Here is a 20325-nt window from a genome sequence, read left to right on the forward strand (position 1 = left end):
TAGTCCATAATAATAACGGTGAAGGAGTGGTTTTCCATGCCTGTGCAGATTCAATCCGAACTTGGAAACGTAGATATAACCGATCATGTGATTTCCGTCCTAGCCGGTTCCGCAGCGATGGATTGTTATGGACTGGTTGGAATGGCAACAAGAAAGCAGCTGAAGGACGGCATTGCCGAGCTGCTGGGTCGAGATAATCTGTCGCGCGGTGTCGAAGTCCACCGAGAGAACGATTTCTTACACATTGATCTATACATCATCGTGAGCTATGGCACAAAAATTTCCGAGGTCGCACATAACATTCAGTCAAAAGTGAAGTATGTGATGAACGAGGTTGTCGGCGTTAAGGTAGACGTTGTCAATATTTTTGTCCAAGGCGTACGGGTATCTCGGTAGGAAGGGGTAATCACGCTTGATCAAACGCTTTATTAACGGCTCGGATTTTATGAACATGGTCCTGAGCGGGGCGGACAACTTGCAACGAAACGAAGCGCGCATAAACGCTCTGAATGTATTCCCTGTCCCAGACGGCGATACGGGATCCAATATGAATTTAACGATGACGTCCGGCAAACGCGAGCTTCAAAAAAATCCGAGTCCAGCAGTGGGCAAAGTTGCGGAAGCGCTTTCCAAAGGGCTTCTCATGGGCGCGCGGGGCAATTCCGGGGTTATTTTGTCGCAGCTGTTCAGAGGCTTCTCGAAAAGCATCGCAAGCCAAGAAGGAATCGATGCCCAGCAGTTTGCCGCAGCGCTGCAGAACGGCGTGGACATGGCATACAAGGCTGTCGTGAAGCCGGTCGAAGGGACCATTCTGACGGTGGCGAAGGATACGGCGAAGCATGCCGTAACGTTCGCGAAGCGCAATAACGATATGCTTCTGCTGATGCAGGAAGTCTGCGCGCGCGCCAACGAATCGCTTGCGCGCACGCCGGATTTGCTGCCTGTGCTGAAGCAGGTCGGGGTCGTAGATTCCGGCGGTCAAGGTCTCGTATGCATTTACGAAGGCTTTATGAGCAGTCTGGCAGGCGAGCACGGCGAAGATACGGATCGCTATATCGGCACCGAGTCCGCGATTCCCGCAAGCGTGACCGGCGCGCTCAAGCAGCCCATCGCTCCGCCGAAACGGCCCGAGGCGTTCCACTATCGCAGCGCGCAGTCCAAAATCGAAACGGACCATATCGAGTTTCTGTACGATATGGAGTTTTTCATCAATCGCAAACAGGCGGGCCGCACGGGCCTGCGTTTCGACGAGGCGCTGTTCAAAGGCATGCTGAGCCGGGACGGCGATTCCATTCTCGTTATCGTGGATGACGAGATCATCAAAGTTCACGTGCATACGCGCAAGCCGGGCGACGTGCTGAATTATGCGCTTCCGTACGGCGAGCTCACGGAGATCCATATCTTGAATATGCGTGAACAACACCGCGATCTGCTCCAGAAAGAAGCGGCGAGCGCAGCCATAGCGGGCGGCGTCAACTCCGGCGCTGCCGAGGTGCTGCCGGAAACGGCGGTGGTCGAGGAGGCTGCCCTGGGGCTCGCCGTCTCCGAGGTGCTGACGGGTTCGCCGGCGGACGCGCTTTCCGCGAAGCATGCCCACGAATGGGCGCCGTTCGGACTTATCGCCGTCGCGATGGGAGACGGGATCCGTTCGATCTTCCTCGATAACAATGTCGATGTCGTGTTGTCCGGCGGTCAGACGATGAACCCTTCGACGGAAGATTTCGTGAAAGCGATCGAATCGCTGTCGGCGGAACATATTTACCTGCTTCCGAACAACGGCAATATCATATTGGCTGCCCAGCAGGCGGCCGACCTGAGCGAACGCAGCGTGACGGTCGTCGGCACGAAAAACATTCCGCAAGGGCTTGCAGCCGTTCTTGCCTTCCGGGAAGAGGATTCGGCGGATGTCAACACGCAGGCGATGAACGAGGCCGTGCTTCAAGTACGGTCCGGCCAAGTCACGAATGCGGTTCGGAATACGGCCATTGACGGTATATCGATTCAAGAGGGCGACTATATCGGGATCCTAGAGAAGACGATCGTCGCCGCATCGGCAAGCCTTCAGGAGACGTGCAGAGAGCTGCTGGCACGAATGCTGGAGGACGGCGGCGAGCTGGTCACGGTATTAACCGGCGAGCAGGCGATCGAGGCAGAGACGGCAGAATTAACGGCATGGGCGAGGGACAATTTCCCGGATGCGGAGTTTGAGGTTCATGCGGGCGGTCAGCCGCTGTATCCATACTTGATCGCGGTCGAATAGAGGGGTGGCAGGAATGGGCGTTATTAAGATCGTTACGGACAGCACGGCAGACATCCCGAAGCGCGTCAGAGAGCAGTACGGCATCGAAATGGTTCCGCTGAAGTGCATGTTCGGCGCAGAATCTTTTTTGGATGGCATCACGATATCGAACGATCAATTTTACGAACGTCTGGCGTCGTCGGCTGCTTTGCCGACTACCTCTCAGCCGTCGCCTGTCGAATTCACGGAAACCTACGAGAAGCTCTACAAGAAATTCCCCGATGCGCAGGTTATTTCGATTCACCTGTCATCCGGGCTCAGCGGGACGTACCAATCGGCGCTGCTGGGTTCGAGTCTCATGGAGGAGCCCGGCGACGTAACCGTCATCGACTCCAGGTCCGTCTCGTACGGCCTCGGGATGCTGGTCGTGAAAGCAGCCGACATGGCAGCGGCCGGGTCCTCGAAAGAAGAGATATTGGCCGTGGTCGAAGCGATGATGAACGATCAGAAGATTTACTTCCTCCTCGACACGCTTGAATATTTGCAGAAGGGCGGAAGGATCGGCAAGGCAGCGGCACTCTTCGGTTCGATACTCAATATCAAGCCGATCCTGACGATCGACAAAGAAGGCGAAGTATCCGCGGTCGATAAGGTTCGCGGCACGAAGAAGGCGATGCAGCGGATCATCGATCTGCTTAAAGCAGACTTCGGCAGCGATCCGATCGAGATGACGGTAGGTTGGACGCATAAGCGCGAATTGGCGCTTGAGCTCGCGGGGCTCGCGCAGGGGCAGCTCAACGTGCGCAACATCAGACAGACGGATATCGGCGCCGTCATCGGCACGCATGCGGGTCCCGGCGCGGCGGCGCTATTTATTACACGGGTGTGAGGTCATGGGAATGAAGCTGGATCAAATAGAGGTCCGGCAAATGAAAGGCGTGAGCGCTCAGAAAGAACTGGAGCTTCACGCCTTTGGCGTTCATACGATCGCAGATTTGCTGGACTATTTTCCGTTTCGATACGAGGATTATCGCATTCAAAGCCTAGGGGAAACCAAAGACGGCGAGAAGGCGACTGTTGAAGGCAAAATATTGGGGAATCCCGTGCTGCACCGGTTTGGCCGTGCGAAAACGAGGTTGACCTGCAAGGTCATGGTCGACGGTTTATTAGTGACGGCGGTATGGTTCAACCGTCACTTTCTGCAGGAGCAGCTTGTTCCGGGCAGGGATATCGTGCTGACGGGCAAATGGGAACAGAAGCGGCTGCAGATTACGGTGTCGGAGTCCGAATTCCCCGATAAGGGCGTCGCCCGTTCGGGCACGCTTCAAGCCGTGTATTCCGTCGGGGGCAGCATCACGCAGGCTTGGATGCGCAAGACGATCGGACAAGCGCTGCTGCAGTACGGAACGATGGTGGAGGAAGTGCTGCCGGCGACGCTGATCGATAAGCACGGCTTGATGCTTCGGCGGGAAGCCGTGCAGCATATCCATCATCCGGACGATATCGCGCAGGGTCAAGCCGCGCGGCGCAGACTCGTGTACGAGGAGCTCTTCCTCTTCCAGCTGAAGCTGCAGGCTTACCGGTCGCTCAACCGCAAACGGGCGGATGGCATTGCCCACGTCGTCGACGCCGAATCGATACGGGCGTTCTCACGGACGCTCCCTTTCGAACTGACGGATTCCCAGAAACGGGTCGTCAATGAAATTCTGATCGATATGCGCTCGCATGCCTGCATGAATCGGCTGCTGCAAGGCGATGTCGGCTCTGGCAAGACGGTCGTGGCGGCTATCGCGCTGTTCGCGACCGTCAAGGCCGGTCATCAAGGGGCGCTGATGGTGCCGACGGAGATCTTGGCAGAACAGCATTTCCGCTCCTTGCAGAAGCTTCTGGGGGCCGCAGGGCTGGAGGTTGCGCTGCTGACGGGCAGCGTGACCGAGAAGAAGCGGAGAGACGTTCTGGCAGGCTTGCAGATGGGGTTGATCGATATCGTCGTGGGCACGCAGGCCATTATTCAAGACGGTGTTTTCTTCCGGAGTCTCGGACTCGTCGTGACCGACGAGCAGCATCGTTTCGGCGTCAATCAACGGAGCATTTTGCGCCGTAAAGGACTGAATCCCGACGTGCTCACGATGACGGCGACGCCGATTCCGCGGACGCTCGCGATTACGGCCTTCGGGGATTTGGACGTGTCCACGCTGAAGGAGCGTCCGCATGGCCGCAAGCCGATTCAGACGAATTGGGTCAAGCATTCCATGCTTGAACGCGTGCTGGGGTTCATCCGAAGAGAAGTCGACGCAGGCAGGCAGTGCTACTTCATCTGCCCGCTGATCGAGGAATCGGACAAGCTGGACGTTCAGAATGCGATCGACCTCCATGTTCAAATCCAGCAGGCTTTCCCGGATCTACATATCGGACTGCTTCACGGCAGACTGTCGGCTTCGGAGAAGGACGAGGTCATGCGGGCGTTCGGCGCGAACGAGGTTCATGTTCTCGTGGCCACGACCGTCGTCGAGGTCGGCGTCGACGTGCCGAATGCGACGCTTATGGTCATCATGGATGCCGAGCGTTTCGGGCTCTCGCAGCTGCACCAGCTTCGGGGCCGGGTCGGCCGCGGCGGACATCAATCCTATTGCGTGCTGATTGCCGATCCGAAGTCCGAGGTCGGCCGGGAACGAATGAAGATCATGACGGAAACCGATGACGGCTTCGAGGTTTCGAGGCGGGATCTGGAGCTCCGCGGGCCGGGAGACTTCTTCGGCACGAAGCAAAGCGGCGTACCACACTTCAAGCTGGCCGATATGGCGGCGGATTTCGGCGTGCTGGAAGAAGCGCGTGACGATGCCGCGGAACTGACGGCGAGCAGCGATTTTTGGACCGGAGCGCCTTATGCGCGATTGCGGGAAGCGCTCCGCAAAGAGCAACTTTTTCAAGGAGAGCTTTTGGACTAGTTTTTAAAGCCGAACTCCCGGCATATAGTACTAGAGTGAAGGTTGGCAAGCGAGCTGCTATATGCACGCAAGGGCTGCTTGAAGCTGGACGGAGGTGCTATTACCGGGATGAGCTATACGAAATTCGGCATTCGGCCCGAGCTGGTCGAGCGCGTCAAATTCAAAATGAAAAATCCGGTCGTGAAGGACCGGATCAAAATGCTGCTGAACGGCGTAACCAAGTACGATCTGCAGGACCGCGCGAAGGTGCGCAAGCTTGTTCGCACCGCAGCCGGCGTCATGCAGGAGAACTTGACGGATCAACAGGAAGAGCAGTTGATTACCTTTATCCTTGCGCAAAAAATCGATCCCAACAATACGCTGCATTTAATCAAATTATGGGCTATGTTTCGCTGATCCTGCGGGATCGGCGATTTTTTTTGTTCCCGCAAGGCCATTCCAATCCGCGGCCGTATCAGCCGCTCGAGAGAAGTGGGGCGATGCAGTCCGCGTCGTCCTTCTTCACGCTGCCGACGCCGGCGGCAACGGGATACGCTTCGAGCTGCCCGGAAGGAAAAGGGCGAAGCAGGCGGTTCAGCGCTTCCGGATCGCGAATGGAACGGTCCAGCCACGCCGCCTCGTCCTCTCGCTGAAGAATGACCGGCATACGGTCATGAATCGGCGCCATCAGCTCGTTGGGAGTCGTCGTCAGAATCGTGCAGGTGCTCAGCTTGAGGCCGTCAGGCGACGTCCAGGTATCATAAAGCCCCGCCATGCTGAATAACTGCCGGTCGCGTCTGACGATGCGCATCGGCTGCTTGCGGTTGTCTGCCAGTCGCTGCCATTCGTAGAAGCCGTCCGCCGGGATAATGCACCGCTTGCGGCTCATCAGGTTTCGGAACGCCGGCTTGTCCCATACCGTTTCGGACCGCGCGTTGAGCATTTTGGAGCCGAGCTTGACGCTCTCGGCCCAAGACGGAACCAGTCCCCATTTGAGCTCGCCAAGCTTATTCTTCTCGCCGTCGTTGATGATGGCAGGTATCATTTGGCCGGGAGCGACGTTGTATTTGGGCTGTTGATAAGGGATGCCGGATTCGGCGACCCAATAATGCAGCATCAGCTCCTCCAGCGTTACGGTAATCGTATATCGTCCGCACATGCGAATATCCTCCTCAGTCGCGTAATGGCACAGTCTTGCATCAGTTATAGTATACTATAACGGCTAATCGCCGGCAGTGAAGCTCATACTAATCGAACAACGGTTGTTTCCGGGTGAAAAGGAGGATGGCTGGATATGCCGCAGCGCCGCCCGCAGCGCACCAAGCTTTCGTTGCTTGGCTGGCTGCTCCACGCATTACGTTTTATCAGAAATTACGCATTGCGCAAGCGGCATGCCAGGAGTGCCTCGCACGAGCTCGCCGAGCATGCGCTGCCAACCGGAATCAACCAAGAGGCCGTGCGCGAATTGTTTGCCGATATAGCCAAAGCGGGCTTGGAGTCTAACAAGGAGCAAGGCGGCAATCACTCCGTCTCCGGGGCAACCGCGGGTATAAACGCGAATTTGAACGCAAGCGGGCCATGCGATCGACTGACGGAGGAGCAGGTTTCTGCCGGGGCCGGGGAAGGCCGGGGAGCCGATCAAGCATTGACTGCCTATACCGAGCGGGAACGTTCGCTTATACATCGAATTCATCATGAGACCGAGGTCGCGAATCGGAATAATGTCACGCGCACCGAAGCGTATCGGGCTGTCTATTATCGCTGTCCCGAGCTGCAATGGGCGCTGCTCGCCCATCTCGTATCCCGCAACGGCGGCTGGAACATGACGGACCTGCAGGGCGATCTCCTGCCCGAGCTGTTGGACGAGGAGACGCGCCGGCATATGTTCATCCTGCTCGAGCGCATCAACGCCCTTATCTTTCATGACGCCTATCCGCAGCTGCTGCTCTATGAGGCTTCCCGCAAGGAAGGGCGCGACTTGTCCCGCATGCTTCCTTGCTTCGGCGTATCGCGGTTCATGCTTCCGGTATGGTCGCAATTCTGGCAGCGCCAAGATTCCGTCCTGCTGACGACGGCATTGATCGTGAACGAGCAGCACGTGATCGAGAAGCCGCTTGTGCAGAGCGAATATTTCAAGGCGCATGTGCTGAAAAAGGCGTCCTTCCTGCTGCAAATCCCGCTTCAAACCAATACGGTCGTCCTGCCGTACGGTTCGCCGCTCGACGCCGGAGGCGAGATGATGCTGGCCGGGTTAGTGCTCGAGCGCTTCAGCGAGCTCTCGGAGCGCATCGAATTCGGCAAACGGCTGTATGCGATCTTAATCGGCGTGCCGGAAGTGATGAAAGGCGTCATGGCATTCGTTCGCGGCGTGCATCATACGGGTTCGCGTGCGGACTATGCGCCGCATCTATTCACGAGAGAACGGAGCAGCGGGCAGGGGAAGGCTTCCTTTCAAGAACGGCTTGAAGGCTGCAGCTTATTGGATGGCGCCAACAAGCTGCTTAGCCCGGAGCTATCCGCGGCGTGGGAGGATATGCCCTTCGAACCGCCCGCCCGCGAGGACTGGTTCGAGCATAAAGATGCCGTTCGAACCTATTTCGCCGCGCTGCCGCTGCCGGATATCTTCGAAATCACGTTCGAACACTGCATGGCGCTGAATAAGCTGGAACTGGCCGTTCAGGCGAGGAGGCGGTTCGGCTCGCATACGAAAAGGCGCTGATGCCCGGCTGTCGTACAGCCTGCATGCAGCGCCTTTTATTTGGATCGAAAGGGACAGGACTCTGGACAGCTAACGTTTCAGCAGTTCCCAGCGGTAGACGTATTCGAATAGAAATTCGAATGCTTCCAGATGGCGTTTGGCCTCGAACGCATTGGCGCCCCACGCATAGATGCCGTGCTTGCGCAGCATGATGCCCGGGATACGCTTGTCCAGCCGCTCGGTCACTTCCGGCACGATGCTCGGAATATGGGCGAAGTTGGAGACGATCGGAATGTCGATATGCGCTTCCTCGTCCCAAATATTAAACGCTTTGATGAGTTCTACGCCATCTACGGGAATGGACTTGCGTTCCCAGAACAGCTCGGACACCAGGTTGTTGAAGACGGTATGCACGTGGAAGATGGCGCCGCAGCCGGTTTGCTTATAGATTTCGCAATGAATCAGCGTCTCTGCGGATGGCTTCAGCTTCGTCAGCTCGCTCGGCTGACCCGTTTGGTCGACGAAGAGGAAGTCTTCCGGCGTAGAGAGCGATTTATCTTTCCCGCTGGCCGTAATCGCGAAATGGAAGTCCTCCGGCGTGAAATCGCCGACGCGGATGGACAAGTTGCCGCTCGTGCCTTGGAACCAGCCGCGCGAGGCGAAGAGGCTCTTCACTTCGGTCAGCTCCGCGAGCGCCTTTTGTTTCGCTTCTAGAGAAATGTGTGCAAAGGACATCGTTAGGTTGTCGCCTCCTGGCGTTTCAATTGATCGATGACGTCGTAGAACGTCTCGTATTCATGATAGGGAAGGCCCAGCTCCGCGCATTTCAGCGTCAGATGGGAGCGGGAGAAGACGACGTCGACGAGCTTGGCCCCTTCGAAATCCGTGACGCTGTCGCCGATCAGGATACGTTCGAAACGGTCGGCGGGAAAACGATTGATAATCGTCTTCTTGCACATGCCGCAATCGGTCGTGCATTGGCCTTCGCAGGGGTGCGGCCACGTGATCTCGATGGCGTCGCCGGAGAAATCGCTGCCATTGCAGTAAATATGATCTTCGGGGATGCCGAACGGCGAGAGCAAGGGATAGACGAAGAAGTCGATGCCGCCGCTCGTGACGTAAAATTGGATGTCATTGTCTTTGCTATAACGCAGCAGGTCGGCGAAGCCGGCACGGATGCGGGCATTCGAGATCGCATAGTCGACGACCTCGTTCTTCATGGAAGCGGGCAGGAGGCGGAACAGCTCGCCGACGCCCTGCTTGATGCTCTTGGATTGATTCACGATGCTGTTCACGATGGCTTCCCAGCCCGGCGGGTTGAAATGGCGGATAATCGCGACAATATTATCGTTCTCGGTTATGGTCCCGTCAAAATCGCAAAAAATAACGCGTTGTTTGGTCATCGATGTCTGTGCCTCGTTCGAAATCATGGTGTTTTGTACCCCCAGCTGTCAATCGCGGTTCGAAGCGCTTCGTTGCCTGGTTTCGCTGCGGCCTCCGGAAGCGAAACGTTGTTAAGGGTTGCCTCGATCGCTTGTCGGAAGGCTTGTCCGCCGGCTGCCGTCCCCATGGGATGACCATGAATGCCGCCGCCTGCGTTGACGACGACTTCGGAGCCGAAGTCGCGGAGAATGAGCGGAACGAGTCCCGGGTGAATCCCCGCGGACGGAACGGGGAAGCTTGTCCGTACGGGCAGCGCCGGATCGATCAGAGCAGCCTGCACGGCCAGATTCTCTTCCCGCGGCATCACGACGGAGCCGTAAGGGGACGGGAACAAGGCGAGGTCGGCGCCGGCCAGCCGCATCAGCTTGCCCAGCAGAAGCGGGGCAGAGATGCCATAATGCGGCGACGGGTAGAAGGCACCGGCCATGGCCGGATGGGCCGCGATCGGTATGTTGATCTCCGGATCGCTGGCAAGCTCATGCAGCACGTCGAAGCCGTATGCCAGCACGTTGAAGAGCAGGGCGTTGGCTCCGGATGCGATCGCGAGCTTCGCCTGCGAGGCGAGCTTCGAAGTCGGTCCCGTCAAGTTGACGGCATACAGCAGCTTCTGCCCAGTCTCGGCTTCCGCCTGGCGGGCTGCTTCCATGCAAGCTTCCACGCGCTTCTGCAGCGGGGTGAGCGGGTTCTCGAATAGAATCTCGTCGTCCTTGATGAGGTCGACGCCGCCAAGCGCTTGTTTGTAGAACTGTTCGCGCAGATTAGGCAGGTCGTGGCCGATGACGGACTTGAAGATGCTCATGAGCAGCGGCCGGTCATGAACGCCGAGCAGGCCTCGTACGCCTTCGATGCCAAACTTCGGTCCGGGGAAGGCCGACAGGAAATCCGCCGAGAAATCCAAATCGAGCAGCTTGATGCGGCCGTCCATGGAGAGCTTGCCGAAGACGGTCACGAGCAGGGCGGGGAGATCGCGGCTGAAATTGACGTCCGGATACGCAACGACGATATCCGCATAACGCGTTCCGGGTTCAGTGCCGCCTGATTCTACGACGGATACGACGCGGCCGAGATGTTTCTCCATTTCGGCTTTGCGGGCTTCGGGCAGATCGGTCCAGCTGCCGACGGTCAAGCCGACGGCGATGCCGAGCGCTTTTTTGTTGAAATCGGCTTTATCGTCATAACACCGATAAGTGGCCGTGCATACCGCATGACTCATGATTTTGCATTCCTTTCGATATCGGCTCCCATTTCCATAGCGCGTTCGGCCGAACGGGTGACGGCTGCCAGAACGGCTTCCGTGAATCGGTACTCGTCGAACTTTTCGATCGCCGCCTGCGTGGAACCATTCGGCGACGTGACCTTGCGGCGCAGCTCGGCCGGGTCTTCGCCGGTGGCTTTGACCATATGAGCGGCTCCGAGCACCGTCTGGATCGTCAGCTCGCGGGCGGCTTCCTCGGTCAGTCCCAGCTTGCTTCCGGCGGCGATCATCGCTTCCATCATGTAATAGATATAGGCAGGTCCGCTGCCGGAGAGGCCGGTTACGACCTCGAGCATCGGTTCTTCGACGATGGCTGTCAAGCCGACGGCTTGGAACAACGCGTCCGCCAGAAGACGCTGGCTATCGCTCACGGAAGTCGAGAAGCTGATCCCCGTCGCGCCGAGTCCGATGGTGCTGGACGTATTGGGCATCGTTCGCGCGATCGGCATCGGTTTGCCGAGCAGCGTTTCGAGAGTCGAGATCGTCATGCCCGCGATAAGGGATACGATCAGTTGGCCGGGATGGAGCAAGTCGCGAACGCGCTTGATCGCCTCTGCCGCGTCCTTCGGCTTCATGGCGAGGAATACGATATCGGATTCGCGCAGCATGGCGTCCTTATCCTCGGCGGTGATCGCCCCGTTAATGCCGTAGCGGCTGGATAGCTCGTTCATGCGTTCGGCGTTCTGCCTGTTCATCATCCCGATTCGTTCGGGCTCCGTCAGGCCGCGGTCAAGGATGCCCCGTACGATCGCTTCGGCCATGGAGCCTGCACCATAGAAGCACATGCGGAGCGTATGGATGTCCGGAAGGGTGCCGGAAGTGGAAAGAGTCGTCATAATAGCTGTTATCCTCCTGGTTTACCCGCGAATTTGACCATTGCCGAACACGCGGAATTTAGTTGTCGTCAACGCAGGCAGTCCCATGGGGCCGCGAGCGTGAAGCTTCTGGGTGCTGATGCCGATTTCGGCGCCGAAGCCGAATTCGAAGCCGTCGGTGAAGCGGGTGGATGCGTTATGGTACACAGCGGCCGCATCGACGCGCTGCATGAAATTCGCGGCGTTCTCCGCGTTCTCGGTGACGATGCATTCCGAGTGCATGGTGCCGAATCGAGCGATATGGCCCAGCGCTTGATCGAGATCGTCCACGATGCGGATGTTCATGATATAGTCGTTATATTCTGTCGCAAAATCGGTATCCGATACCGGAGCGGCTTCGGGAACGAGCGCGCGCGTCCGCTCGCAGCCCCGCAATTCCACGCTGGCCGTCAAGAAACGGTCCGCGAGCGAGCGAAGATGTTCCGCTGCGAACGATTCATGCAGCAGCAGCGTCTCCATGGAGTTGCACACCGACGGGCGCTGCACCTTCGCGTTGAACGCGATGTCCGAGGCCATGTCGAACGATGCGCCTGCATCCACGAACGTATGGCAGATGCCGGCGCCTGTCTCGATGACAGGAACGGTAGCATTCTCGACGACGTTGCGGATCAGCGAGGCGCCGCCCCGCGGGATTACGACGTCGAGGAGACCGTTCAGCTTCAACATTTCGTCGACGGAAGCGCGCGACGGATCTTCGACGAGCTGCAGCGCATCGGCGGGAAGCGCCGTGCTTTCAAGCGCTGCGCGGAGCACCTCCACGATGCGTTGGTTCGAAGCTAATGCGGCCGATCCTCCGCGAAGGACGACCGAGTTGCCGGTCTTCAGGCAGAGGCCGGCCGCGTCGACCGTCACATTCGGACGCGCTTCGTAGATCATGCCGATAACGCCCAGAGGGACGGAAATTTTCTCGACGCGAAGACCGTTCGGACGCTGGAACGACTCAAGCGTCAAGCCGACCGGATCGGGGAGCTCCACGACTTGCTTCAGTCCTTCGGCGATGCCATGAATCCGCTCCGGCGTCAGCTTCAGCCGGTCGAGCAGAGATTCGCTCGTTCCGTTGCCGCGGCCGCGTTCAATATCCTCGGCATTGGCGGCGATTATTGAAGCCTGCTGCTCAACGAGAGCATCGGCCATCGCGAGCAGCGCTTCGTTCTTCTGCTGCGTTGTCATGCGATTCATCACTTGCGCGGCCGATTTGGCCAGCGCGGCTTTCTCGCGTACTTCGCTCATATGTAGCCCTTCTTTCTCGTTATTTCTATTTTTTCCCTATAGCTTGGATTCAAAGCTCGGCGAATGTGAATGTAGTGACCGGAGGTCGAAATGAAGTCGGAAAAGTGAAACGGTCGCCTTTGTAGTCTGTTTTCAACATCTAATCAATTACATAATCGAAGAAAACAGCACTACAACAGCGATTGGAGACTCATTCGACCGCAGGTCATGCTCTTACCGCGCTTTTAATTCTTCAGCGTCACCCATTCGTCGCGATGAATGACCTCCATGCGTGCGACCTCGACCCGCCTGCGGACTTCCTCGGAGCTTAGCCCTGCAGCGGCCTGCGCTTGCGCTGCATCGTAATTGACCACGCCGCGGCCGAGCGTCTGGCCCTGCAGGTTGCATACCTCGACGACGTCTCCGGGATGGAAATCGCCCTCGATGGTCCGGATGCCCGCGGGCAGCAGACTCTTGCCGCCCTCGATCAGCGCCCGTTCGGCGCCTTCATCGACGATGATGCGCCCCTGCGGCATGGAGTGGAAACCGAGCCACTGCTTCTTCATGGGGAGATTGTGCAGGCTCGTATCGAAGTACGTGCCTCTGCCATTCCCCGAGACGGCCAGCTGCAGATCGCCGGGCTCGACGACGCGTCCGATGAAGGTCGGCACGCCGCCGCGCATGGCGATGCGCGAGGCTTCGATCTTGGAACGCATGCCGCCAGTACCGACCGCGGACCCTGCGCCGCCGGCAAAGCTCAAGATGTCGTCCGAAATTTGGCCGACGCGGTCAATGCGTTTGGCGGCCGGGTTTTTTCTCGGATCCTCGGTGTACAGGCCGTCCATGTCGGTAATGATGACGAGCTGTTTGGCTTTCACGAGATTGCCGACCAGCGCGGACAGCGTATCGTTCTCGCTGAATTTCAACTCTTCCGTCGCGACCGTATCGTTCTCGTTGACGATGGGGACGATACGCTGCTTGAGCAGTTCGTCGATCGTCATTTGCGCATTTTGAATTCGTTTGCGGTTGGAGAAGTCGGCTCGCGTCAGCAAGATTTGCGCGACGCCGATGCCGCCCCGGTCGCCATAGGATCCGAATGCCTCTTGATACGCCTGCATGAGCAGCGCCTGCCCGACGGCGGCCGCGGCCTGCTTCTCATGAATGATTTTCGGGCGGCTCGCGTAGCCGATTTTCCTGAATCCCGCGGCAACGGCGCCGGAGGTCACGAGCAGCACCTGATGGCCGGCCTCGTGCAAGGCAGCCAGCTCGTGCGCGAAGAACGCAATTCGTTCGCGGTTCAAGCCGCCTTCTTCCGAAGTGAGGGAGCTGCTTCCGATTTTGACTACGATCGTATCTGTCATTGTGGCGACCTAACCTTTCCCAGGAGTGGCTGGCTGAGTATCTAGAAAAACAAAAAAACTTCCGCCCTTGTATAGAGACAAAGGACGAAAGTTAGCTTCCGCGGTACCACCTTTATTAACGCCATGCGCACGCCAAATAATGGATGCGATGCCGTTCGGCTTAAAGACCTGATAACAGCAGGCCGCTGTCCGACTCGTCGCCGGCCGTTCGGGGGTGGGTTTCTGCAGCAGATACGGTAAATTCTCGCAGCAAGCGAATCTACTCTCTGGTCGCATCGCGGATTGCATACTTGGTCCCGTCAAGACGTTGCTTATGTTAAGTTACAGCAAGCATACCATGGCCGGCGCCGACCTGTAAAGCAAACGAAAGCCCGCAGAGACGCGCTCTGCGGGCCGCGGACTCGATCGTTAGCCGAACAAACCCAGCTTTCCGATTCGGTGGATAGCTTCCTGAAGCCGTTCCTCCGGCGCCAGCAGTCCAAGCCGTACGTAGCCTTCGCCATGCGAGCCGAAACCGACGCCAGGCGCTACGACAACGTCCGCATGCTCCAGCACGTAATCGGAGAACGAAGCGGAGGTATGTCCCTTCGGCACGGGCAGCCAGCAGAAGAAGGAACCGCTGGGTTTGTTTGACACCCAGCCGATCTCGTCCATGGCGGCGAATAACGCATTGCGGCGGCTCTCGTAAGCGGCCGTCAGCTCCGTCACGCATTGCTGCGGCCCAGTCAGGGCAACGGCGGCGGCGTCTTGGATGCCGCCGAACAGACTGCAGTAGTAATGATCCTGAATCAAGTTGATGAGCGATACGATCTCTGGATTGCCGAGAGCGAAGCCGACGCGCCATCCTGCCATGTTGTACGTCTTGGACAGCGTATAGAATTCCACGCCGACTTCTTTGGCGCCAGGCGACTGCAGGAAACTGACCGGCGCATTTCCATCGAAGCCGATTGCGCCGTATGCAAAGTCGCTCGCGACAACGATGCCGTGTTTAGCGGCGAATTCGATCGTCTGCGCATAGAAATCCGATCCGGCGGTCGCGCCGGTAGGATTGTTGGGATAATTGATGAACATCAGCTTCGCCTTGTTCGCCGCCTCCGCGGAGATGGTGCTGTAATCCGGCAGGAAGCCGTTGCTTTCCCTAAGCGGCATGTATTCCATAACCCCGCCGGCCAGCGCGACGCCGGACCAGTAGTCCGGATAACCGGGATCGGGCACGAGGCAGACATCTCCGGGATTAAGCAGACATTGGCTGATCTCGATCAATCCCGTCTTGCCTCCGAACAGAACGGCTACTTCCGTCTCGGGGTCCAGCTCGACATCATAATCTTCCTTGTAACGCTGGGCTACGGCTTCTTTCAGGAATTTGAATCCGCTGAAAGGCGGATACTTATGATAGAGCGGATTCGGAGCTGCCGCTTGAAGCGCGGCCACGATGTGAGGCGGAGTGGGCCGATCGGGATTGCCCTGTCCAAGATTGATGACATCGCGCCCTTTGGCCGCCTGCGCATTCGCTTTGTGAACTAACGCCGAGAAAAATTGAGCCGGCAAACCCGTCATGCGGCTTGCCGGTTGGATGTGTACTTTGGGTTCCATGGTAATCGTAATCCTCCACCTGTATTCTAGCCCTAAATGTAGCACATGGACCGGATAAAAGTCGAGTATAGAGGTTGGTTTAACTGGAAAAGACCCCAATGCCCGCTAGGTCTAAAGCTACAGATCCAGAGCTTTCAGGAAAGGCTTGATGTTGGCTTTGAAAGTGAGTAAATAAGGTTTGCGGTTTTCGTCAAAAATAAGCAGCAGCTGCGGTTTCTTCGGACAGTAAAACAGGAATACGTCCTGCGTCGTGACCTGCTCCGCGCCGGCCTTGACCGCGGTCGGTTCATCGAGCGGAATCCGGAAAACGTACCCGCATTTGTCCTCGGGCTGAAGCTTCGGCGACAGGCCCGTCGTCGTCTTGAGCCACGATTTGGCATAACCTTGGTATTCCGGGCTGTTGGGCACCGTCTTGACTACTTTTCCCGCCACGACGTCGAAAGCTTGAACCGGCCGTTGACCGGTCTCGCCTTCGCTGCTTGCGGCGCTTGCGGAGAATGGCATCATCAGGAAAAGCAGAAGTGCGAATGCGGAAAGGATGTGTATGCTCCGTATTTTCATTAATCATAGCGCTCCTTTGGGATGGGATTTCATTTCGTTGTTAAGCTACCCATCTTGACAGCGAAGCATGAGACGTTATGATTAGTAAAACTGAGCAATACAGGGACTTCGGCATCGATATGCCGGATGTGGGAATGTCGATGGGAGGCAATAAAGATGAGCGGGAACAAACTGCGCGTGGCCGTCGTTCAAATGCATGTGGACGCGGGAAATCCGGATGCGAATTTCGAGCGGTTGGAGCGTAAGCTGGCCGAAGCGGTAAGCGGGGAAGAGAAACCGGAGCTGGTCATGCTGCCGGAAATGTGGAATACGGGCTACGCGCTCGAGCGAATCGAGGAGATCGCCGATCCGGAAGGGCGTCGAACGAAGGAGCTGTTATCCGCTTTCGCACGGGCGAACGGCGTTCAAGTGCTTGGCGGATCGATCGCGGAGAAACGCGCGGATGGCGTTTATAATACGGTGTACGTGTTCGATGAACAGGGAGAGCTGGCAAGCAGCTATTCCAAGATCCACTTGTTCCGCCTGATGGACGAAGAGAAGTATCTGAAGGCTGGCGAGGAATTGGGCCGTTTGGAAGCAGGGGGAGCTTCGGCTGGAATGATGATTTGTTACGATATCCGGTTTCCCGAGCTGGCGCGCAAGCTTGCTTTGGACGGCGCGCAAGCATTGTTCGTGCCGGCGCAATGGCCGAATCCAAGGCTTCATCATTGGCGGACGCTGCTGACGGCCAGGGCGATCGAGAACCAAATGTTCGTCATCGCCTGCAACCGCTGCGGGACGAGCGGAGAAAGCTCGTTCTTCGGACATTCCTTGATTATCGATCCATGGGGCGAAATCATTGCGGAAGCGGGGGAAGAAGAGACGATCCTTCGCGCCGAGATCGACCTGACGCTCGTGGATGCCGTTCGAGCCAAAATTCCCGTGTTTGAAGACCGCAGGCCGTCCTTGTACTAAATCGTTCATTAGCACGGCGACTTCTGCCTAAACGGCGCCTTCTGCCTAATCGAAGCATTGAGATTACGAATTGAAGTGATTCTCCGTCGTCAGATTCATGGTTGCGATAAATGCTTCGGCCGCTCTCGAGAGATAGCGGCCTTTTCGGCTGGCGATCACGAGCGTTCTCGTCGGCTTCGGGGAGGCGAAAGACAAGTAAGCCGGGGCAAGCTCGCCGGTCGTCTCCCGCTGAAGCATCTTCGGCACGAACGTAATTCCCATGCCGGCGGCGACGAGCGACTGCACGGTCTCGATATTGGTGCTCTCGAAGACGATACGCGGCTCGAATCCGGCTTTCTCGCAGGTTTCCAGGACGATTTGCCGGAAGCCTTGTCCTTTCTTGAGGACGATAAACGGTTCGGCGCGCAGCTCCTCCACGCTTACCGGCTTCGTTCGTTTCGCGAGCGCATGGTCGGGCGGAACGGCCAGCACGATTTCTTCTTCTATAATGGGAATCCACTCGAGCGAAGGCTCATGAAGCGGAAGCGCCAGCAGGCTGAGGTCGGTTTGGCCGCTTGCCGTCAATTGTTCCAGCTTGGAAGGAGTGTCCTCCACGAGCACGACCTCGATTTCCGGATAGTTCCGGCCGAAGATAGGAAGCACGATCGGAAGGACATGCGAACCCGTGATGGACAAGCTGCCGACGACCAGCTTTCCTTTGCGCATGTGGGCAAGGTCGTCCAGCTCCTGCTTCAGCTGCTCGACATTATCGAGAATCCCTTGCGCCTTCTCCACGAAGACGGCGCCGGCATGCGTCAACTCAACCGAGTTGGTCGTGCGTCTGAACAGCAGCACGCCGATTTCCTTTTCCAATTTCGAGAGCTGCTGGCTGAGGGAAGGTTGGGCGATATGCAGCTTTTCCGCGGCGCGGGAGAAATTTTTCTCTTTGGCTATCTGGATGACGTATTGCAGCTGACGAAGTTCCAAGGATAGGCACTTCCTTTCGACATGAATTGAAGGTAAGATCATCATAGGCCATACCTATTGCTGTTATAGATATTATATCTTGGATCAATGAAGAAAGAAATGCTATGATGTCTCCATAGAACCACTAGATTGCGCTACGTAACTTATGAAACTTTATGAGGTGAATTCAATGGCGAAAAGAACGATGTTTGAGAAAATTTGGGATAACCACGTCATTCAATCCGAAGCCGGCAAACCGAGCATCATTTATATCGATCTGCAGCTCGTGCACGAGGTTACCTCCCCGCAGGCCTTCGAAGGTTTGCGCCTGACGGGCCGCAAAGTCCGCCGTCCCGACCTGACGTTCGCGACGATGGATCACAACGTTCCGACGAAAGACCGCTTCAACATCACGGATCCGATCTCCAAACAACAAATCGATACGCTGACGCAGAACTGCAAAGACTTCGGCGTTACGCTGTTCGATCTCGACAGCATCGACCAAGGCGTCGTGCACGTCATGGGTCCCGAGCTTGGCTTGACGCACCCGGGCAAAACGATCGTCTGCGGCGACAGCCATACGTCCACGCACGGCGCGTTCGGCGCGCTGGCATTCGGCATCGGTACTTCCGAAGTGGAACACGTGCTTGCGACGCAATGCTTGCAGCAATCCAAAGCCAAAACGATGGAAGTGCGCTTCAACGGCAAACGTAAACCGGGCGTAACGGCAAAAGATATGATTCTTGGCGTAATCGCGCAATACGGCACCGATTTCGGTACCGGCTATGTTATGGAATTCACGGGCGAAGCCATCAGCTCCCTGTCGATGGAAGAGCGCATGACCGTGTGCAACATGTCCATCGAAGCCGGCGCTCGCGCGGGTCTGATCGCTCCGGACGCAACGACGTTCAACTATCTGCGCGGCCGCGAGTATGCGCCGCAAGGCGATGCGTTCGACCGTGCCGTGGCGGTATGGCAGGAGCTTGCTACGGACGAAGGCGCTGTGTTCGATACCGTTGTCGAATTCGACGTGGACGCTCTGATTCCGCAAGTAACATGGGGCACGAGCCCCGGCATGGGGACGGACATCACGAAGAACGTTCCGGTTCCTGCGGAGCTTCCGACGGAGAATGAACGTAAAGCTGCCGAGAAGGCGCTTGAATACATGGGTCTTGAACCGGGCACCCCAATGAACCAGATCGATATCGACTATGTCTTCATCGGTTCTTGCACGAACGGCCGGATCGAAGACTTGCGCGCCGCCGCCGAAATCGCTCGCGGCTACCAAGTCAGCGACCGCGTGACCGCCATCGTCGTTCCGGGTTCCGGACGCGTTAAGATCCAAGCGGAGAAAGAAGGCCTTGATAAAGTATTTACGGAAGCGGGCTTCGAATGGCGCGACGCCGGCTGCTCGATGTGCCTAGCGATGAACCCTGACGTTCTTGAGCCGGGACAACGCTGCGCATCGACGTCCAACCGCAACTTCGAAGGCCGTCAAGGCCGCGGCGGACGTACGCATCTGGTATCCCCGGCAATGGCTGCGGCAGCCGCGATCATGGGCAAATTCACGGATGTGCGCGATTGGAAGATCAAATCCGAAGTGCTGAACTAAAAGGTAGAAGAGAGAGGAGTCAACCAACATGGAAGCTTTCAAGCAAATAACGGGTCTCGTAGCTCCGGTAGACCGCGTAAACGTAGATACGGATGCCATCATTCCTAAACAATTCCTGAAACGCATCGAGCGCAGCGGCTTTGGCCAATTCCTGTTCTTCGAATGGCGCTGGGACGAGAAGGGCAACGTAATCGATTCGTTCAGCCTGAACCAGCCTCGTTACCAAGGCTCGGAAGTGCTGATTTCCCGCGCGAATTTCGGCTGCGGCTCCTCCCGCGAGCACGCGCCTTGGGCGATTCTCGATTACGGCTTCAAAGTCGTCATCGCGCCTTCGTTCGCCGATATTTTCTACAATAACTGCTTTAAGAACGGAATCCTGCCGATCAAGCTGAGCGAAGAACAAGTCGAAGAGCTGTTCCAACGCACGGCGAAGACGGAAGGCTACAAGCTGACGGTCGATCTGGAAAACAAAACGATTTCCGACGACGCCGGTCTTAGCATTTCGTTCGATCTGGATGAGCATCGCCGCCAGTTCCTGCTGCAAGGCCTGGACGACATCGGCCTGACGCTGAAGCACGAGGATAAAATTTCCGCTTACGAAGCGAGCCGCGTTGCGTTCTAGCCGAGCGCAGTTCGGGTTTCAATCGAAAGTA

The 20325-nt window shown here is 57.3% G+C and carries 19 protein-coding genes; 9 read left to right on the plus strand and 10 right to left on the minus strand.

The features are described from left to right. The first annotated feature begins 36 nt into the window (after positions 1–36). The 5 genes from GT003_RS19580 to GT003_RS19600 all read left to right on the plus strand — a co-directional run bounded on the left by GT003_RS19580 (position 37) and on the right by GT003_RS19600 (position 5583). Positions 37–396, plus strand: coding sequence for an Asp23/Gls24 family envelope stress response protein (locus GT003_RS19580; RefSeq protein WP_161700927.1), 360 nt, complete (start codon positions 37–39; stop codon positions 394–396). Positions 397–412: 16 nt separating this feature from the next. Beyond that, the gene (locus GT003_RS19585) at positions 413–2260 is read left to right on the plus strand and encodes a DAK2 domain-containing protein (protein ID WP_161700929.1); all 1848 of its coding nucleotides are present in this window, start codon (positions 413–415) and stop codon (positions 2258–2260) included. Between the two features lie 13 nt (positions 2261–2273). Then, entirely contained in the window at positions 2274–3128 is an 855-nt protein-coding gene (locus tag GT003_RS19590; RefSeq protein WP_161700931.1) for a DegV family protein, read from the plus strand. A 4-nt stretch (positions 3129–3132) separates the two neighbouring features. Next, complete coding sequence (gene recG / locus GT003_RS19595; RefSeq protein WP_161700934.1) at positions 3133–5187, plus strand: ATP-dependent DNA helicase RecG; 2055 nt, start codon at positions 3133–3135, stop codon at positions 5185–5187. A gap of 108 nt (positions 5188–5295) precedes the next feature. Beyond that, positions 5296–5583, plus strand: coding sequence for a stage VI sporulation protein F (locus tag GT003_RS19600; RefSeq protein ID WP_161700936.1), 288 nt, complete (start codon positions 5296–5298; stop codon positions 5581–5583). Between the two features lie 58 nt (positions 5584–5641). Here the strand turns inward: GT003_RS19600 and GT003_RS19605 are convergent, their stop codons facing one another. Next, entirely contained in the window at positions 5642–6325 is a 684-nt protein-coding gene (locus GT003_RS19605; RefSeq protein WP_161700938.1) for an SOS response-associated peptidase, read from the minus strand. 135 nt (positions 6326–6460) lie between these two features. Here GT003_RS19605 and GT003_RS19610 point away from each other — a divergent pair, with 135 nt between their 5' ends. Beyond that, positions 6461–7885 (plus strand): DUF2515 family protein, encoded by a 1425-nt coding sequence (locus tag GT003_RS19610; RefSeq protein WP_161700940.1) that lies wholly within the window; start codon positions 6461–6463, stop codon positions 7883–7885. Positions 7886–7954: 69 nt separating this feature from the next. Here GT003_RS19610 and mtnB read toward each other — a convergent pair whose 3' ends face one another. The 8 genes from mtnB to GT003_RS19650 all read right to left on the minus strand — a co-directional run bounded on the left by mtnB (position 7955) and on the right by GT003_RS19650 (position 16161). Beyond that, entirely contained in the window at positions 7955–8599 is a 645-nt protein-coding gene (gene mtnB, locus GT003_RS19615) for a methylthioribulose 1-phosphate dehydratase (RefSeq protein WP_161700942.1), read from the minus strand. Positions 8600–8601: 2 nt separating this feature from the next. Then, positions 8602–9267, minus strand: coding sequence for a 2-hydroxy-3-keto-5-methylthiopentenyl-1-phosphate phosphatase (locus GT003_RS19620; RefSeq protein WP_161700944.1), 666 nt, complete (start codon positions 9265–9267; stop codon positions 8602–8604). A gap of 23 nt (positions 9268–9290) precedes the next feature. Next, positions 9291–10520 carry a 2,3-diketo-5-methylthiopentyl-1-phosphate enolase gene (locus GT003_RS19625; RefSeq protein ID WP_161700946.1) on the minus strand — a complete coding sequence of 410 codons (1230 nt, stop codon included), beginning with the start codon at positions 10518–10520 and terminating at the stop codon, positions 9291–9293. Continuing rightward, complete coding sequence (gene proC / locus GT003_RS19630; RefSeq protein ID WP_161700948.1) at positions 10517–11398, minus strand: pyrroline-5-carboxylate reductase; 882 nt, start codon at positions 11396–11398, stop codon at positions 10517–10519. The genes GT003_RS19625 and proC overlap by 4 nt, the downstream gene beginning before the upstream one ends. A gap of 21 nt (positions 11399–11419) precedes the next feature. Further along, complete coding sequence (locus GT003_RS19635) at positions 11420–12667, minus strand: glutamate-5-semialdehyde dehydrogenase (protein ID WP_161700950.1); 1248 nt, start codon at positions 12665–12667, stop codon at positions 11420–11422. Between the two features lie 224 nt (positions 12668–12891). Next, the gene (proB, locus tag GT003_RS19640; protein ID WP_161700952.1) at positions 12892–14007 is read right to left on the minus strand and encodes a glutamate 5-kinase; all 1116 of its coding nucleotides are present in this window, start codon (positions 14005–14007) and stop codon (positions 12892–12894) included. Positions 14008–14415: 408 nt separating this feature from the next. Next, a complete protein-coding gene (locus tag GT003_RS19645; protein WP_161700954.1) occupies positions 14416–15600 on the minus strand; it encodes a pyridoxal phosphate-dependent aminotransferase in 1185 nt (394 codons plus the stop codon). A gap of 117 nt (positions 15601–15717) precedes the next feature. Beyond that, complete coding sequence (locus GT003_RS19650; protein WP_161700956.1) at positions 15718–16161, minus strand: hypothetical protein; 444 nt, start codon at positions 16159–16161, stop codon at positions 15718–15720. A 156-nt stretch (positions 16162–16317) separates the two neighbouring features. On the opposite strand from GT003_RS19650, the gene GT003_RS19655 reads away from it, so the two are divergent. Then, positions 16318–17115: a carbon-nitrogen family hydrolase gene (locus tag GT003_RS19655; RefSeq protein WP_161700958.1), complete on the plus strand. Its 798-nt coding sequence runs from the start codon at positions 16318–16320 to the stop codon at positions 17113–17115. 63 nt (positions 17116–17178) lie between these two features. Here GT003_RS19655 and GT003_RS19660 read toward each other — a convergent pair whose 3' ends face one another. Beyond that, positions 17179–18081 carry a LysR family transcriptional regulator gene (locus tag GT003_RS19660; protein ID WP_161700960.1) on the minus strand — a complete coding sequence of 301 codons (903 nt, stop codon included), beginning with the start codon at positions 18079–18081 and terminating at the stop codon, positions 17179–17181. Between the two features lie 169 nt (positions 18082–18250). Between GT003_RS19660 and leuC the strand changes: the two genes are divergently transcribed. Both leuC and leuD read left to right on the plus strand, forming a co-directional pair. Further along, positions 18251–19672, plus strand: coding sequence for a 3-isopropylmalate dehydratase large subunit (gene leuC / locus GT003_RS19665; protein WP_161700962.1), 1422 nt, complete (start codon positions 18251–18253; stop codon positions 19670–19672). Between the two features lie 28 nt (positions 19673–19700). Beyond that, a complete protein-coding gene (gene leuD, locus GT003_RS19670; protein WP_161700964.1) occupies positions 19701–20294 on the plus strand; it encodes a 3-isopropylmalate dehydratase small subunit in 594 nt (197 codons plus the stop codon). Positions 20295–20325: the final 31 nt, after the last annotated feature.

Source organism: Paenibacillus sacheonensis, from assembly GCF_009909195.1.
Taxonomy (GTDB): Bacteria; Bacillota; Bacilli; order Paenibacillales; family Paenibacillaceae; genus Paenibacillus_Z; species Paenibacillus_Z sacheonensis.